Origin of the sequence: Olivibacter sp. CPCC 100613 (assembly GCF_036959255.1) — a bacterium.
GTDB lineage: Bacteria > Bacteroidota > Bacteroidia > Sphingobacteriales > Sphingobacteriaceae > Olivibacter.
Genome location: NZ_JAWMTI010000003.1, coordinates 235,967 through 252,997, shown reverse-complemented (window position 1 = coordinate 252,997; position 17,031 = coordinate 235,967). Strand labels below are relative to the sequence as shown.

The following is a 17,031-nucleotide window of genomic DNA, read 5'->3' as shown; positions in this document are numbered from 1 at the left end:
TCCGTTGAAAATGAATTTGTGATGACTAAGTGTCTGTTTTATAAATATTTATATGAAAAAATGGCGGAAAATCATTCTTAGTATAAAAAAAACCGTCTCTTTTTTAGACGGTTTTTAATGAATTCAAATTCTTAGCGCTAGGACTCCAGCTCTTCTTTCAATTTGGTCGTTTGATAATCCGCTAATTTTTTCAAAGGTCCGCTAGCAAGCATCTTCATCATCATGTTCAGGTCTGCTTCAATAATAAGAGCGGCCTCACTGCTAGTGGCATCAATCGATTTTACTTTCCAAGTTAAACGGAGATCAAAAGGAGCTTTTTCTGACGGTATAATGGATATCTCTTGATTTTCTTTACGCTCATCTACCCTCAGGGTAAGTTTAGCCATGTTTTGCACGGTGAAACTTGCCTCATTTTCGGTAGATGACCAATTGTAAACATTCTCAGGCATTAACTTTTCATGATTATTGCAATTTGCAAGAAAATCGTACACTTTCTCTACCGGTTGATTAACAATATTTTTGCTTTCTATGATCGTCATTGTTACACTTCCTTAGAAAATTATACGGTTTTCGGTTCCCAATTTGCAGGATCTCTTCGCCATTCACGAAGTAAATCTTCTTCCTCGTGATGGACAAAGCCATTCTCGGAAGCATACTTTATTAATGCATTATAGTTTGATAAGGTAGTGTACCTACATTTTGCTGCTTTGAAGTTTTCATCAGCTACATCAAACCCATAACTGAAAATAGCAACCAATCCAACGACGTCACATCCTGCTTCTCTTAATGCTTCAACTGCTTTCAAGCTACTTTTTCCCGTGGATATTAAATCTTCAATAACAACAACCCGCTGCCCGTCTACAATCTCTCCTTCAATCATGTTTTGTCTTCCATGTTCTTTTGCGCTTGACCGTACATAAGCAAAGGGTAGACCTAAGTCTTGTGCCACTAATACACCTTGTGGAATACCTGCAGTTGCAACGCCAGCTATCATACCTATGGAACCAAACTCTTCTTGAATGACCTCTGAAAGCTTTTGTCTAATGTACGTTCTTACGGTAGGATGCGATAAGGATATGCGATTGTCGCAATAAATTGGGGATTTCCAACCCGATGCCCAAGTAAAAGGTTTGGAAGGTTGTAATTTAATTGCTTTAATTTGCAATAAAAATTCAGCAACTTTTTGTTCAATCTCACTCTTGTGATTCATGATGCAAATTTATAAAATTTATATGAACGAATCGGTCCTTCTCTTGACCGATTTTACCCCTGACACCTTAGGATCTTTTCAACAAATTGATTCACAGTCTTTTGATTTCACAAAACTTTTTAAGAAAAGTTTGTCGCTTACAACCCCGACTAAATTTTTACTTTTAGTAGATGATCCGAAAAGACTGCTCAGGGCTATCAAAGGTTCGGTAAGGCTAATTGGTGCAGCTGGTGGTTTGGTGCGAAATGGAGATGGAGACATTCTTTTTATACATCGTTTGGGGAAATGGGATTTGCCGAAGGGTAAAATCGATCCCGGTGAAAAAAGTAAAAGGGCCGCTCTTCGCGAAGTTGAAGAGGAATGTGGTATTCGTGTTGATTACTTAGGGCCAAAAATTATGTCGTCCTATCATGCTTATGAAATAAAAGGGAACGTGGTGCTTAAAAAGACAAATTGGTATGAGATGGGTGTCAATAAAAAACCGAAACTGATTCCTCAGACAAGCGAAGATATTACAGATGCACAATGGATCCAGCCGGAACAGACCCATGAGATTTTATCAAATACCTATGGAATTATCAAAGATGTCTTAGAAAAAAAGGCTTACATATAATTCAATACTTCTTTCGGTACAAGATGTTTGATCGAGCCCTGGTGTTTAAGTATATCCCTTACAATGGTAGAACTGATATGACCGAAACCAGGGCTTGCAGGTAACAATATGGTTTCGATAGTAGGCTCGAGCTGTCGATTATTCTGGGCTATTGCATTTTCGAAATCGAAATCTGCTGCATTACGAAGGCCTCTAAGAATATAAGAAGCGCCAATTTCTTTGCAGTAATTGACGGTTAAACCAGTATAACTCGCTACACGAATAGAGCGGTTGCCTTTAAAGATTTCTTCAAGCATTGTTTGCCTGGTTTCAATACTTAAAAGAGGTGTTTTTGAACTATTTAATGCCAGTGTGATATGGATTTCGTCAAAAAGAGAAACAGCTCTCAAAATAATATCCACGTGGGCATTAGTAATGGGATCGAAAGATCCGGGAAATACGGCGATTCGCTTCTGTATCATGATTTTATCCAATGCTATGATGAAAGTTTAAACATATTGAAAATAATTTGAATATAAGGAATCTAAAGATTTGCAAAGAAACTAAATGATGAATAACCATAAGCTCTTTGTTCTACAAAATATGGATGCTGATCGACCTTTCTGGTAGTAGGATGCTCCAAAATAAACAATCCATTCGATTTTAGTAGCTTATGGTCAAAAATCATCTTTGGTAATAATGGGAGTTGTGGCAAATCATAAGGAGGATCAGCGAAAATAAAGTCAAACGATTGCTTACAATTCACGATGAACTTTAGTGCATCTGCTTTAATGATTTTTAGTTGTTCTAATTGATACTTGCCTTTTAAGTTGTTTATATATCCGCAGCATTTACTATGAATATCAACCGAAACAAGACTTTTAACACCTCTTGAAGCCAATTCGATAGAAATATTGCCCGTACCACTAAATAAGTCTAACGCGTCTGTTTCGCTCCAAACAATTCTATTCTCCAGTATATTAAATAAAGCTTCTTTCGCAAGGTCAGTCGTTGGACGAACTGGCAAATTTGTAGGAGGTGAAAGTCTTAACCCCTTAATATGTCCACCAATTATGCGCATAATAATCCAAACAATGATAATTTTTGATAGGCCTTTTTCAGTAGGTTGAAATTGCTGCAATCGATTAAACTTGACAAATCTAAAAAGGATAATTGCTTATTATACTTTTTTAAGCGTTGATAATTCGGATCATCAAGCTCTATTTGACCAGAAACAAGTATAGAAATAGAAGAAAGATCTATTTCGTATTCCTGTGCAATAGCCAGCAGAAAATAGTTAAGTTCGTCTGTATGTTGGCTTGGTTGGGTATGATGATATATCAATTTTTCGTTTAAAACGTACGAAAAATCGGTGCTGTCGTCCTCTATGTTGATGGACAGGTATTTTTTATGCATCGAAGTAAAGGATGCAAGTGCACATAATATTGCTGTACTGCTTGATTTGATTGTAAAATCCGGAAAATCTGAAAGTAGTTGGTTTCGATCTTCTTTTGATACACCATAAATGCATTGGGCATCGAATGATTTAATATAGTCGCTTAATAGTAAATGATTCTCTTTTTCTAGCGAAAGAGCATTTAGGTAATATATTTCTTGAGATGGATTGTGTAATTCGTTTGGTACAAGTAACTTGTGATTCGTTTCTAAAGATAGAATTTTAGACTCATAGGTTAATTGCAGCAATTGATCAACACGTTCTTCTTTCAGATCCCTTTGCCAGGAGAGGGATAATAACAAACGGTTCTTTTTACTTAAAATGGCCATTTGTGATCGATGTTCGCCCTGTCTTACTAATAATTGGTATTCCTCACTTTTTTCTACGGTGAAGTTGTCGTCAATAAATTCTATTTGCAATAATTCACTCATGGCTAGCAAAAGTACCCTTTAGAAACGATATTGCAAAAAGCATTTTTTTGTGTTAGGTTTGAATGTGGAAATAATTAATAAATTCGAGCAATCTTTTCCCGCTATACCCACTCCTCAGCAAAAGGAAATTTTTAAAGAACTAGCTACTTTCTTAAGTTTCAAACAAGAGACAATCTGTTTTATTCTAAAAGGTTATGCTGGAACAGGGAAGACTACCCTTATAAGCACGCTGGTACGTGTATTGCCGGCTTTAAATATGCGGTCAATTCTTTTGGCACCTACAGGAAGGGCTGCTAAGGTCATGGGCGCTTATGCTGAAAGACCGGCATTCACTATTCATAAAAAGATCTACCGAAAGAAAGTTGCTGGTACACCGGATATGTTTTTTACCTTATCTGATAATTTATATAAGAATACATTGTTTATTGTAGATGAAGCATCTATGATTTCTAATGAAAAAAATGGATTTGGACAAAATGGTTTATTGGATGATCTCATTACCTATGTTGAGCGTGGTGAGAATTGTAAACTTATGTTTGTAGGCGATACGGCTCAGCTACCACCTGTAGGATTATTGGAAAGCCCTGCATTAAATTCACGGTATATACAGGACTATTTTGGTTATTACGTAATGGACAGCGAGATGACAGAAGTCGTGCGACAAGCGAGCGATTCTGGTATTTTGTATAATGCAACTTCAATTCGTGAACAAATTAGACTGGATGAGGTGGATAAAAAGCTTCACTTTCCAAAGCTGCGAGTAAAAGGCTATGCTGATGTTTATCGGATGACGGGAGAACGATTTATCGAAGGCTTGCACTATGCTTACGATAAATATGGAATTGAAAATACAATAGTCGTTTGTCGATCAAATAAAAGCGCTAATTTATACAATCAACAAATACGGAATCGGATTCTCTACCGAGAAGAAGAGTTAACAGGTGGAGATTATATAATGGTGGTGCGAAACAATTATTACTGGGCAAATGGAGAAGATAATGTCCAACAGTTTATAGCTAATGGTGATATGGCTGTTGTAAAGCGCGTTCGAAATATACATGAACAACATGGTTTTAGGTTTGCCGATGTTAGCTTGGGATTCCTTGATCAAGACAATGCGGAACCTTTGTCCTGTAGGGTCATATTGGATTCTTTATATACGGATTCTCCAAATCTACCGGCAGAAAGCCAGCGGAAATTGTTCGAATCGGTGATGATAGACTATCAAGACTTGGGAACTAAAAAAGAACAAATAGCAGCCATTAAAAACGATTCATATTATAATGCATTGCAAATTAAGTTTTCTATGGCTGTTACCTGTCATAAAGCTCAAGGTGGGCAATGGGAAGCCGTTTTTGTAGACCAAGGATTTCTGACGGAGGAGATGCTTAATATGGATTTTCTCCGCTGGCTTTATACAGCTTGTACGAGAGCTAGAAAAGAACTGTTTTTCGTAAACTTTCACGACAAGTTTTTCAATGAATGACTAATTCCTTCTTAATATATCGCTCTAAAGTATTTTGTGACTTAGATTATTTGTTGTGCTTCTACCGGAAGACCGTAAAAAATACTAGCCTTTTCCTTGAAATTTTCAATATTTTCCGTAGTGAAAAACTGCTTCGTCCCGTGCTTTGTACAAAGAGTCTCTATTTCGCTATGTCGATACAGGTAGTTCGCTAAACTTCTTGCTACAATATTCCCCTGTGAAATTATTTGTATGTTTTCAGGGGTGAATTCTTTAATTAACGGAAGTAACAGAGGATAATGTGTACAGGCTAAAATGATTGCATCTATTTCTGCCGATTGTTGCAAAAGTCGATCAATATGTTGTTTAACGAAATAGCGCGCACCTATTGATTCCATTTCATTGTTCTCTACTAAAGGTACCCACATTGGACATGCCTCTTGGTACACCTTAATTTGTGGAAAAAACTTATGGATCTCCAGTACATAGGATTGCGAGTTGACAGTTCCTGAAGTAGCCAAAATACCGACATGATTAGTTCTTGTAAATTGATCTATAATTTCGGTGGTCGGTCTAATCACACCCAAAACGTTCCGTATATCTGTAAGTCTTGGTAGATCTTTTTGTTGGATCGTACGTAAAGCTTTTGCCGAAGCTGTATTACAAGCAAGTATAACTAAATGGCATCCTAAGTCAAATAAATGATTCACACATTCCAACGTATAGTGATAGACGGTGTCATATGAACGCGTGCCATAGGGAACCCGAGCGTTGTCGCCAAGATAAATATAATCGTATTGCGGAAGCATAAGACTGATTTCCTTAAATACAGTCAGACCTCCATAACCAGAGTCAAAAATGCCAATGGGACCCATATATCGAAATTAAATGTTATCTAGTTTGTCATAGGCTTTCTTGCCCATTCTAATTCATCCCAATTGAGGTTATTGAAGTTGGGTGTGAATGAATAAGGATCGCTGATTGTCATTAACAATTCAAATTGCTTTGCGTATGGTTTTTTGAGTAAAGAACCTTTCGGTATATACGGATAGCTATCTAAATAAGTTAAAATTTTATCTGGTGATATTCTTCGATGGATATAAGCTCTATGAATATCATCTGGATGCCTGATACCTGCTGCGGCCATAAGCTCTATTGCGCTTTTTATAGTTTGCTGCTGGAAATTAGCAATGCGTGTTTTTTTGTCTTCCACTACAAGCCCCCTCACCAAATGAGGATCCTGTGTGGCAACGCCGGTAGGACACTTGTTACTATTACATTCTAAGGCCTGTATACAGCCTAAAGCCATCATCATCCCTCTAGCGCTATTGCAAACATCTGCTCCGAGCGCGAAATTCTTAACAAGATCAAAACCCGTTGCTATTTTTCCAGAGGCTACTATTTTAATATGTTTCTTTAGGTCAAAACCAGTAAGTGTATCATAAACAAAGGCTAAAGCATCCCTGAGCGGCATCCCGACATTATTGGAAAACTCCAATGGAGCTGCTCCGGTACCCCCTTCACCACCATCAACCGTAATGAAATCCGGATAAATCTTAGTTTCAATCATGGCTTTGCAGATAGCTACGAATTCACTTCGATGACCTATACATAGTTTAAAACCAATAGGTTTACCTTTGGATAGCTCGCGTAACTGTTGAATAAAATTTAAAAACTCAATGGGTGTTTTAAACGCACGGTGATAGGGGGGGGAATCGACATCTTTACCCATCTCAACTAAACGTATACGAGCAATTTCTTCCGTGAGTTTAGCGGCAGGCAATATTCCGCCGTGTCCAGGCTTCGCCCCTTGCGATAATTTTATTTCAATCATTTTGACCTGAGGAAGGTTAGCCTTTTGTTCAAAGGCTTCAGGATTGAAATTTCCATCAGGATAACGGCACCCAAAATAACCTGTTCCTATTTGCCAGATCAAGTCGCCGCCACCCGCTAAATGATAATCACTTATTCCACCTTCTCCTGTATTATGAGCAAATTTTCCGATTTTTGCTCCCTTGTTTAATGCCATGATGGCATTTTTACTCAAAGCGCCATAACTCATTGCCGATATATTAAGTATGCTCGCCGAGTAGGGTTGTGTGCAGGAGAGACCACCTATAACGACCCTAGGGTCTTCGCAGGAGGCATCGATATGTAATGCATTGATACTGTGATTAAGCCATTCGTAATTGTTTTCGTATACGTTCAACTGTGTGCCGAAAGGTGTCGTATCCATTTCTTTTTTTGCACGTTGATAGATTACACTTCGATGAATCCGGTTAAACGGTCTGCCGTCTGTGTCACTTTCAATAAAATATTGTTGTACCTTGGGGCGAAGCCCTTCCATTACATAACGTAGTCTGCCAAAAACGGGGAAATTACGTCTAATAGCCCTCTTTGATTGGTAAATGTCAAATAGGCCAAGGAAAAATAAAGGTATCAATATAATAAGTGACCAATATATGGGCGTCCACCATATACCAGTCACTATAATTCCCGCTAATAGGAAAAAAGAGATAAAAAAAAATGTGTTTTTCATTCGAATTAATTGTTACTGATCGGCTTACCTTTCTGAAGCACTCATTCGTTTATTTGCTGTAACGACATCGCGAAATAGCGCCATGTCTCTGCCAATAAGGATGTTTTGCCAAAAGACCGATAAACTTTATACGAAAATACTATCTTTGCCATAAAGTGACATCGCGATAAGATTTCATACAAAGCTATTATTAATTAATGAAACCTGCACGCTTGTTACTTAAAAAGCGTTGGTTAAAACGATTTATAAAGATGAAAATTCTAATCATTAATGGACCCAACTTAAATTTACTTGGCGTAAGAGAACCATCAGTATATGGTAATAAAGGATTTGAGCATTACTTCGAAGAATTAAAAGAAAACTTTGCTTCGATTGATCTTACTAGTTTTCAAAGTAATCATGAGGGAGAAATTATAGATAAACTGCATGAGGTGGGATTTTCGTATGATGGTATTGTTTTAAACGCCGGCGCATATACGCATACTTCCGCTGCGATAGGCGACGCAATTGCCTCTATAAAGACGCCTGTTATTGAAGTGCATATCTCGAATGTTCACGCCCGAGAGACCTTTAGGCATCATTCTTACTTAGCGAAATATTGTAAGGGCGTATTATGTGGTTTCGGACTGGACAGTTACCGTTTGGCAATACAAAGTTTTACCTATTAGATAAAAAGAAAACTAATTGTTGTACATGCGGCTCCATATTTCATAAATGGGTGCTCCTTTCGAACTTAATCCACTATGATGCCATTGTCCGTTATCCAATTTACCGTCAAAAGTTAGACGAGCACCTACACGACTATTGTCCCGGGAAAAAAAATCAATATCTTCCATGTACTTTCCGTCTTTGAAGGTATACGTTCCACCACCAGTGCCCGAAAATTCTCCCGTTTTTACATTAATGGCCACCCACTGGAACCGAGTACCACTAAGAATTTTCAGTGTTCTACGATCCTGCAAAGGCATAGCATTCATTTGTTCATCTACTTTTCGGTTGGTAATTCGCCAAACACCAGCTAATGGCGCATCATTGTTATCTACGCGTTGCCAATTTTCCATGCTACCAGTTACGTCGGTGTGAAGATCCTTGTTTATATCAAGTTGAAAAGTGGACGATTTTTGCACTTTTTCAGGATTTGAAGCATTGTACTCAACAGATATTGTTATTTGGTTGTTCTGTAATTTGTATGGGCCGCCCCAGGTATTAACAAATTTTTTACCGTTAAGGTCGTATAGGCAATAAGACAGATAATTGTCGACAAAAACCAAGGTATGGTGAAGATTATCTTTTTTAAGTTGCCAGGCACCTGCCGGCGAATTTGCTTGTCCATAAACCAAAGACAAACAAAAAAAACACGATAAGATGGACAAAAATTTCTTCATATGGGCATTATAAATGGTTTATTTTAAGAACTATTCTTTACTCTTTTTGTTTGCGTTTTTAAAATTTTTTATCGTCCAATTCACTGAATTTACGCTTCTTCAATACAAAATATGCCCAAATAATACTTGCGCGATAAATACCTAATTTTACTTTTTTTGATTTTATTAACTTTCTTTTGCGGGCGTTTCTCCAAAAATTGCGGAAGAAGTTAACATGTGCTTTGCTTATTGCCAAGGCATCTTTTCGCTTTCCTTCCGATAGAAAACGGACCAATGCGATAAAATCCAGCCAGAAACGAATAAATATCACCGATATTGCCTGTATTAAAGGCAGATTTTTTTGCAGCATGATGAGGTTATTTCTGAAGTTAAGGTAAGTTTTAAATGGATTCTCTTTGTTCAAAGTACCTCCACCAACATGATAAACAGACGATTCCGGGCAATAGTATATGCTGTATCCAAGTAACTTTAGTCGCCAACATAAATCAATTTCTTCCATATGCGCAAAAAAATCTTTATCAAAACCACTTGTCTTTCGCCAAGCTTCGCTTTTTATAAAAAAAGCGGCCCCGCTCGCCCAGAATATTTCTTTCGAATAATTATACTGTCCATGGTCTACCTCGGTATTATCGAGTATTCGTCCGGCACAGAAAGGATAACCTAAATAATCAATAAATCCGCCTGCTGCACCAGCATGTTCAAAGCTGGTTTTGTCGTGAAAAGAAAGTATTTTCGGTTGAGCTACGCCTATTCTTTTGTCGGTTTCCATTAATTCGATGACTGGCTCTATCCAACGAGGATTGACCTGTACATCTGAATTAAGGAGAATAAAATAATCTGCTTCAACCTGTTTGAGCACACGGTTATACCCTTCTGCAAAGCCAAAATTCTCTTTATTTTTAATGAGTGTTAGCGACGGATACCTGGTCTGTATAAATTGAACTGATTCATCTGTTGAACCATTATCACCTATTATAATTTCGAGGTTTGGATAGGTGCTAGCACAAACAGAAGGCAAGAATTTTTCTAAATGGTCTTTTCCATTCCAATTCAGTATAACTATCGCTACTTTTTTATTCATATGTTAGGTTTATGCTTCCATCTACGGTGAGACCATAGCCATTGTTCCGGCTTATCATATATCAACCTTTCCAAGTGCTTGTTGTAGGCTAATGTGATTTCATGGTCGTCTGTAGATTTTGGAGTTTCAAACAATGTAGAAAAGGTGCATTCATAATACCCTCGTCTTAACCGATTGATATGACAATAAACGATCGGAAAATCAGTACTTTTAGCTATTTTTTCCATACCTAGAAACATCAATGTTTCTTGTCCGAGAAATGGGGTGAAGAAATTAGATTCGGATCGGGCAGGTGTTTGATCAGAAAGAAACATACTCATATGCGGTGTGTGCCTGTAGGCTAAAATTTGCCTAAGTGTTTGCTTCATTGGTACCATCCGGGCATTGAATCTTGATCGAATATTGTTAAATGTTTCTTCAAAACCTTTATTGGTAAGCGGTTTGTAAATAATTAATAAGGGGTCGTTCAACATCAATGATAATCGATGGATGCCCAACTCCCAATTACTGTAATGTGCTGTTGTACCAATTACCGGTTTCCCTTGAGCTAAATGACGATAAACTTCATGCGTGGCATGGACTACCATTCTCTTCTCTACTTCTTTTGCTGTAATGGATCTCATTTTGATGGTTTCTACAATCATGTCCGAAAGAAAAACAAAAAAGCTTTTGGCAATCCGTTTAATCTCTTCTTGAGATTTCGAGGGAAAAGACTTGGACAGATTTTCATATACTACTTTTTTCCGATAACCAACGATGTGATATAGGATAAAAAAAAGCAGATCACTCAGGCAGTATAATACCCAAAATGGTAGCAAAGAAATTAGCAGTACAAAGAAGGATATAATACGATTCCCTATGTTCATCTTAAATTTAGCCTAGCTGAAATTAAATAAAGAGTTTGCAAATATCTGATTTCTTTACTTTGAAAAGGAATTTTTTGCAAACTTAAATAAGCTAGTTGCGTCGACGTATCTTATTCTTTTTAGAAGCTTGCCATTTATTTATCAGCTATTATGTATTTTCGCGGTTTAATTTCCAATTACCATGGAGAAAACAGACAAACTATTTCCCAGCTTTTATTTGGCTCCTATTGAAGCGATAAGTGAGATGTTGCTGGCAGATGGAGATGAAATTCTTATCGAAAAATTCGAACACTACCCGAAACAGACCTATAGGAACAGGGCAACCATTTACTCGCCGAATGGTAAATTAGATCTGATTATACCCGTTATTAGGGGCACCAAGGTGCATACCGTTATGAAAGACGTAAGGATAAGTTATGATAGCGACTGGCAACGTCTACATTGGATGAGTTTGCAGACTTCTTATAGGCGATCAGCCTATTTTGAATTTTATGAAGATGACTTTGCTCCATTTTATAACAAAACCTATGAATTTTTATTCGATTTTAATATCGAGTTAACAGTCTTATTACTTCGTCTACTAAAAATACGAAAGACCCTGGCCTTTACAAATTCTTATCAAGATGAGTATTCAGGTATTCAGGATTTTAGAAACGGGATTCATCCGAAACAGTTGCGCCAAACCGAATATTTTAAACCTTATTTTCAGGTATTTGAACCCAAACATGGCTTCTTTCCTAATCTAAGCATCGTCGACTTGTTGTTTAATCAGGGGCCCAATAGTTTAAATTATTTGTAAATAACTATAGATATTTCTATTTTACTTCATGCTGCTAGGTTATTTTCCCTCAGCAAATCCATGCGTTCACATATTTTGTTTAAATCTTGGGCGATTTTGCTTACAAAGGATATTTGCTCTGTTATTAATTTCGTTTCTTCGTTCTCGCCTGCGTTCTCTGGTAAGGTTACAGCGGTTTTAATATCTATTTCAGTGAACGGTTCATTCTCTTCATTCATTTTAAATTGAAGAATAGTTTGGGAAAGCTGTTTGAGTGATTTTCGTGTTAGCTTAACATGCTCTGCAGTTAGTGATTTCGGATCAGCATTTTTTACAACTGTAACCAATGCTACTGAGTAAGAGGATAATATATGGTTATATATTAAGAATTTATTTAAATCTTTGGCATTTTTTTGTTTACTTTTCGGTTCCGTTATCATCCGCTGAAAAATGGAGGTCATGTTTGCCATGTTGACATAAACATCTTTTCTCACCAGTTTGTATTCAGTTTCGCTAACCTCAATCCCCACGAGATATTCCAAGGCCCTGGCCAGGTAGTTATAATTGGCAATTAAGAGTTTTCGCATACTGGTCTGCACATTTTTGCCCTCCCAACTGGGGAAAATAATATAACTGGAGGTAAAAGCTAACAAACTACCCGTTATGGTATCAATGATCCGTTCTTGAAGGATTTCTAGCGTGCTCACACCCAAGAAGCTATAGAGCAGCAAAAGGTAAGGAGTCAAAAACATTACGCCAAGAATGTAATTAATGCGGATGAAGCTATAGGCAAGAACCATAAAAAACATGAGAAAAATGAATCTAACAACCTCCTGCTCAACACCAAGGAGAATAGCTATGCCAGCTAATCCTCCGATTATCGTGCCTGACATACGTTGATAGTTACGTTGTTTGGTCAAACTCCAACCTGGTTTAAGAATAACAAGAATCGTCATTAAAATCCAGTAACTATGATTACCAAAGGGAATGAGTTTTGAAATAAAAAATGCGACAATCATCACAATTACCATCCGTAGTGCATGGCGGAATGTGGAAGAGCTTAATGTAAAGTTAGCCTTTAGTATTTTGGCGTCAAACGATTGATGGGATAAGAATTTAGTTAGATCAGTCTCCTGATTATTTAATTGAGTTGCTTGGGCGTCAAAATACTGGTAAATGTTGTTGAGTTTGGTAATGAGGTCTCGAATGTTAACTAATATCTTTTTTAGGATAACCGCGTTTTTACCCGTGTCCTCTACCTTATCAATTGCTGCCTTTATCAATTCCAGATCCGATTTGAAATCGTACAGCTTTTTGGGACGATGATCAGCGGTAATATGGTAGGCTAGATTGTCCATTTCATTGGCCAGCCTATTAACGGTTAATCTGATGGCTCTTAGCGCATCCGTACCCCCAAAGTTTTGTCGAATAGCCTCATAATCGTAATGGGTTGCCATCGTTCGTTCAAAAATATCCACCATGTCGGTGAATATAATCACTAATACCCGTCCTAAACGTGTGGAATCCTTTACTACCGCCTTGCTTTTAAAGAGTAATTCTCTTACGATGTCTTGGTGTTGGTGAACAGTTACTTGCTGATCAATCAGTTTTTGGTAGTTCTTGTCGCTATCAACCGTTACATCATAGAACTTAGCCTTTAGCCTTAAATAATCTGCAGTATCTTGTATGCACTCGGCTAAGGCTTGTTGCGAAAGTCTGAATGGTCTGAATTGCGTTAGCGTAAGACTTAAAAGCAGATACCAAGCTCCGCCGATCGTTGCATAAACGGCATGCATAAGTGAGCTGTCTGCGGTCATTTTTAGATCGTCCATATTCAGAATCATCACGAGAATCGCGGCTGTTCCCAGTGACGCGGCACGCGTACCATATACGGCGATCATGCACATGGAAAAATTGAGTACTGATAAAAAGATAATAACAACGGTGTCAAAAGGATTGATCAACTTTGTGATAAAGGATATCAAAAAGATAAGTCCAACTAAGACTAACATGGCGTTTCTGCGATCTTTTGTAGGACCTGGTGTATCTACTATGCTGGTAATTACCGCCCCCAAAGACACAGCTATTCCCGTCCTTATATCTCCTAAATAAGAAAAAATTAGCGCGGGAACCAGTGCCCCAAAGGCAATTCGCAAACCATCAGCGAAATACTGACTATATAAAAACGTCTTAATAGCTTGTGTTTGTTTCACTAGAAAAAATCAGTAAAGTAATACGATAGATTTTCCCTTGTCATTAGGGGATTTACTGACGAATATACAAAAATCCGGCCGAGTTATTTTTACTTGGAGTATTTTGACGGATTAAAGTCATTTTATTTCTTTTTAACAGACATAGCGATATTTTATCTATATTATTGAAAGTAAAAAACTTATTGGACATGAACGCGTTATAACATTGAACCTAACGGTGTTCTTCTATTGGATTGCTTGGTGTTTGAATTAAAAAATGTTATGATAAGTAGGGGTATTGTTTATTGAATTGTAGTTAAGTTTATATTGTTTTGATATTTATTTGTATTTTGTGCCGTTTTGTTGAAAAAACAATAATTTTTTTGTTTAAACCACGTATTAATCTTTGAGGTGTATTTATGAAACTAAGTCAGAAAGAAGCTATTTACGAGAACGAGGTGCTGACGCGCTTTGAACTCTTTAATAGTCTTTTTTTAACATTACCATTTTACCAAGTTAAACATACCGGGACGTTATTACCTTTTTTTTCAACACATATTGAAAAAGGAGTGAATGACAAAATGGATCCCGAGGCAATCATTGAAAGTTTTTTTGGACAATACGAACAATATATCCATAAGGCTGATCGTTTTGATCTGCTTTTTCGAATTATTCAATATATTGAAAGACAGGTTGTATTATTTGATGCGATAGAAGACGCGGCCTTTTCAAAAACGGGTAGGGCGGATGATGCAGGTTCGCTGGAGTCTTTGTTCAAGCGCGCCGAAAATAACAACGTATTGCGTGATAAGATTATTAATCGACTAAAAGATTTCTCATTACGACTTGTTCTGACCGCTCACCCCACACAGTTTTATCCGGGAGAGGTGCTGGGGATCATTACAGACTTGACATCAGCCCTTAAAAATAATGATATTAATGATATTCATTTGCTTTTGCAGCAATTGGGCAAAACCCCTTTCCTGCAAAAGAATAAACCAACACCTGTTGATGAAGCGCGGAGTCTAACTTGGTTTTTAGAGCATGTGTTCTACCCCGTTGTTTCGGATATCCAACGAATGGTTGATAATGATTTTGATGCGAACGGAGAAGGAGAAAAGCAAATTGTTGAGTTAGGGTTTTGGCCAGGTGGCGATCGAGATGGAAATCCGAATGTAACGACCGAAAGTACGAAAGAAGTTTCAACATTATTGCGAACAATCTTGTTTCGATGCTATTACCGAGATTTCAGAGTGATGAAGCGCCGTATTACGTTCCGAGGAGTAGAGAAATATATGGCGGCTCTACAGGATGTTTTTTACGAAAACAGTTTCAATCCGCAGGAGAATCAGGGCAACGTAAAAGACGCTATTCTTTTCAATTTGGGCGAGGTAAAAAGAGTGTTGACAGATTATCACGATGGACTTTTTGTTAATCTTGTAGATGATCTTTTGCGGAAGGTGAAAATTTTTGGCACCTATTTTTCGAGTTTAGATATCCGTCAAGATAGTAGCATTCTCCGTAAAACATATCAATACCTCTATAAGAATCACCCAACAGAAACAGGGATCGAAGTGGATTTGGCTACATTAGAAGAAGGGGATAAGATCAAAACCGTCTGTTTTCGGGAAGCTGATTTGCCAACAAGCGATATCAAGGATCCCTTGATTTTGGACGTGGTGGAAACGATTCGTTTCGTACAAAGAATTCAGCAATCGGGTGGACCAAAGGCCTGTCATCGTTTCATTATTAGCAACTGTCAACAGGCTTCTGATATTCTATGTCTTATGGAGTTGTTCTTATGGAACGGTTGGACCAAGAAATCACTTTCTATTGACTTTGTTCCATTGTTTGAAACTGTAGACGATTTAAAACGAGCTGCAAATGTAATGGAGATTCTCTATAATAATAAAGAGTATCAAGCACATTTGAAATATCGTGGAAATAAACAAACCATTATGCTCGGTTTTTCTGATAGTACGAAAGACGGTGGATATCTGATGGCCAACTGGTCTATTTACAAAGCGAAGATAGAACTTACCGCAATGGCCCGTCAATACGATGTTGACTTAACTTTTTTTGATGGACGTGGTGGTCCTCCCGCCAGAGGCGGTGGAAAGACGCAGCGTTTTTACGCCTCTATGGGGGATGAAATCGCTAACGATCATATTCAATTAACTATACAGGGTCAAACGATTAGTAGTCAATACGGTTCTTTTGATACGGCCCACTATAATATTGAGCAATTGCTAAATGCCGGTATAACCTCAGGCATAAAAACTAAACCGGGTGATACCCTGAGTCAGGAAAAAAAAGTGTTGATTGATCGGATGGCGGAAGCAAGTTATAATAAATTTATGGAGTTGAGGAAGCATCCACTATTCCTGAAGTATTTGGAAGAGCTCAGTCCACTGAAATTTCTGTCGTCTCTTAACATAAGCAGCAGGCCGGTGAAAAGGAATTCGAATTCAGAATTGCGTTTGGAAGATTTGCGCGCCATTAGTTTTGTAACCGCTTGGAGTCAACTGAAACAAAGTGTTCCCGGCTGTTATGGAGTAGGGACAGCACTCAAAAATGTAGACGATTTGGGCGAGTGGGACAAAGTACAAGAATTGTACAATACATCGGGTATGTTCAAAACGATTATTGACAATAGTATTATGTCCATGACGAAATCGAATTTTAACATTACGGCTTATTTGAAAGATGATAAAAAATTTGGCGCATTTTGGAATATGCTTCGACAAGAGTTCGAGCTGACTAAGAAATATTTTTTAAAATTAACGGGCACGAATGTGCTTATGGAACGCTACCCTGTAGAGCGAAAATCAATCGCTACAAGAGAGAAAATCGTTTTACCACTTGTCATTATTCAACATTATGCCATAAAAAAAATGCATGAGCTGAGTGCAGATGATCCGAATTATGAAATTTATGGTAAGTTACTTACCCGTACTGTATACGGGATTGTCAACGCAGGAAGAAATTTAGTATAGTAAACAAATTTAATTGCGGAGGATTTACGTATAAAATAAT

The 17,031-nt window shown here is 37.6% G+C and carries 16 protein-coding genes; 5 read left to right on the top strand and 11 right to left on the bottom strand.

Features of this window, described 5'->3' with window-relative positions; all coding sequences use genetic code 11:
• Positions 1-137: 137 nt before the first annotated feature.
• Positions 138-539 (bottom strand): SRPBCC family protein, encoded by a 402-nt coding sequence (locus tag RYH73_RS12045; RefSeq protein ID WP_335313684.1) that lies wholly within the window; start codon positions 537-539, stop codon positions 138-140.
• 20 nt (positions 540-559) lie between these two features.
• The gene (gene pyrE / locus RYH73_RS12040) at positions 560-1,210 is read right to left on the bottom strand and encodes an orotate phosphoribosyltransferase (RefSeq protein ID WP_335313683.1); all 651 of its coding nucleotides are present in this window, start codon (positions 1,208-1,210) and stop codon (positions 560-562) included.
• Between the two features lie 22 nt (positions 1,211-1,232).
• Here pyrE and RYH73_RS12035 point away from each other — a divergent pair, with 22 nt between their 5' ends.
• On the top strand, positions 1,233-1,823 hold the full coding sequence (locus RYH73_RS12035) for an NUDIX hydrolase (protein ID WP_335313682.1): 591 nt from the start codon (positions 1,233-1,235) through the stop codon (positions 1,821-1,823).
• Here RYH73_RS12035 and coaD read toward each other — a convergent pair.
• From coaD to RYH73_RS12020, 3 genes are all read right to left on the bottom strand, one after another.
• On the bottom strand, positions 1,814-2,284 hold the full coding sequence (gene coaD / locus RYH73_RS12030) for a pantetheine-phosphate adenylyltransferase (protein WP_335313681.1): 471 nt from the start codon (positions 2,282-2,284) through the stop codon (positions 1,814-1,816). The genes RYH73_RS12035 and coaD overlap by 10 nt on opposite strands.
• A gap of 62 nt (positions 2,285-2,346) precedes the next feature.
• The gene (locus RYH73_RS12025; protein ID WP_335313680.1) at positions 2,347-2,883 is read right to left on the bottom strand and encodes an RsmD family RNA methyltransferase; all 537 of its coding nucleotides are present in this window, start codon (positions 2,881-2,883) and stop codon (positions 2,347-2,349) included.
• Positions 2,874-3,689, bottom strand: a complete 816-nt coding sequence (locus tag RYH73_RS12020; protein ID WP_335313679.1) for a DUF3822 family protein — start codon at positions 3,687-3,689, stop codon at positions 2,874-2,876. The genes RYH73_RS12025 and RYH73_RS12020 overlap by 10 nt, the downstream gene beginning before the upstream one ends.
• 49 nt (positions 3,690-3,738) lie before the next feature.
• Here RYH73_RS12020 and RYH73_RS12015 point away from each other — a divergent pair, with 49 nt between their 5' ends.
• Positions 3,739-5,175 (top strand): ATP-dependent DNA helicase, encoded by a 1,437-nt coding sequence (locus RYH73_RS12015; protein WP_335313678.1) that lies wholly within the window; start codon positions 3,739-3,741, stop codon positions 5,173-5,175.
• A 41-nt stretch (positions 5,176-5,216) separates the two neighbouring features.
• On the opposite strand, the gene murI is transcribed toward RYH73_RS12015, so the two are convergent.
• Positions 5,217-6,029: a glutamate racemase gene (gene murI, locus RYH73_RS12010; protein ID WP_335313677.1), complete on the bottom strand. Its 813-nt coding sequence runs from the start codon at positions 6,027-6,029 to the stop codon at positions 5,217-5,219.
• 20 nt (positions 6,030-6,049) lie between these two features.
• Positions 6,050-7,693, bottom strand: coding sequence for an FMN-binding glutamate synthase family protein (locus RYH73_RS12005; protein WP_335313676.1), 1,644 nt, complete (start codon positions 7,691-7,693; stop codon positions 6,050-6,052).
• A gap of 251 nt (positions 7,694-7,944) precedes the next feature.
• Between RYH73_RS12005 and aroQ the strand changes: the two genes are divergently transcribed.
• Positions 7,945-8,361, top strand: coding sequence for a type II 3-dehydroquinate dehydratase (aroQ, locus tag RYH73_RS12000; protein ID WP_335313675.1), 417 nt, complete (start codon positions 7,945-7,947; stop codon positions 8,359-8,361).
• A gap of 12 nt (positions 8,362-8,373) precedes the next feature.
• Here the strand turns inward: aroQ and RYH73_RS11995 are convergent, their stop codons facing one another.
• The 3 genes from RYH73_RS11995 to RYH73_RS11985 are packed head-to-tail and all read right to left on the bottom strand — an operon-like array spanning position 8,374 to position 11,025.
• Positions 8,374-9,078 carry a hypothetical protein gene (locus tag RYH73_RS11995; protein WP_335313674.1) on the bottom strand — a complete coding sequence of 235 codons (705 nt, stop codon included), beginning with the start codon at positions 9,076-9,078 and terminating at the stop codon, positions 8,374-8,376.
• Between the two features lie 58 nt (positions 9,079-9,136).
• On the bottom strand, positions 9,137-10,159 hold the full coding sequence (locus tag RYH73_RS11990) for a glycosyltransferase family 2 protein (RefSeq protein WP_335313673.1): 1,023 nt from the start codon (positions 10,157-10,159) through the stop codon (positions 9,137-9,139).
• The gene (locus RYH73_RS11985) at positions 10,156-11,025 is read right to left on the bottom strand and encodes a lysophospholipid acyltransferase family protein (RefSeq protein WP_335313672.1); all 870 of its coding nucleotides are present in this window, start codon (positions 11,023-11,025) and stop codon (positions 10,156-10,158) included. The genes RYH73_RS11990 and RYH73_RS11985 overlap by 4 nt, the downstream gene beginning before the upstream one ends.
• A 181-nt stretch (positions 11,026-11,206) precedes the next feature.
• Here RYH73_RS11985 and RYH73_RS11980 point away from each other — a divergent pair, with 181 nt between their 5' ends.
• Positions 11,207-11,824 (top strand): WbqC family protein, encoded by a 618-nt coding sequence (locus RYH73_RS11980; RefSeq protein WP_335313671.1) that lies wholly within the window; start codon positions 11,207-11,209, stop codon positions 11,822-11,824.
• 26 nt (positions 11,825-11,850) lie between these two features.
• On the opposite strand, the gene RYH73_RS11975 is transcribed toward RYH73_RS11980, so the two are convergent.
• Positions 11,851-14,016: an FUSC family membrane protein gene (locus tag RYH73_RS11975; RefSeq protein ID WP_335313670.1), complete on the bottom strand. Its 2,166-nt coding sequence runs from the start codon at positions 14,014-14,016 to the stop codon at positions 11,851-11,853.
• A gap of 398 nt (positions 14,017-14,414) precedes the next feature.
• On the opposite strand from RYH73_RS11975, the gene RYH73_RS11970 reads away from it, so the two are divergent.
• On the top strand, positions 14,415-16,991 hold the full coding sequence (locus tag RYH73_RS11970; protein ID WP_335313669.1) for a phosphoenolpyruvate carboxylase: 2,577 nt from the start codon (positions 14,415-14,417) through the stop codon (positions 16,989-16,991).
• Positions 16,992-17,031 lie beyond the last annotated feature (40 nt).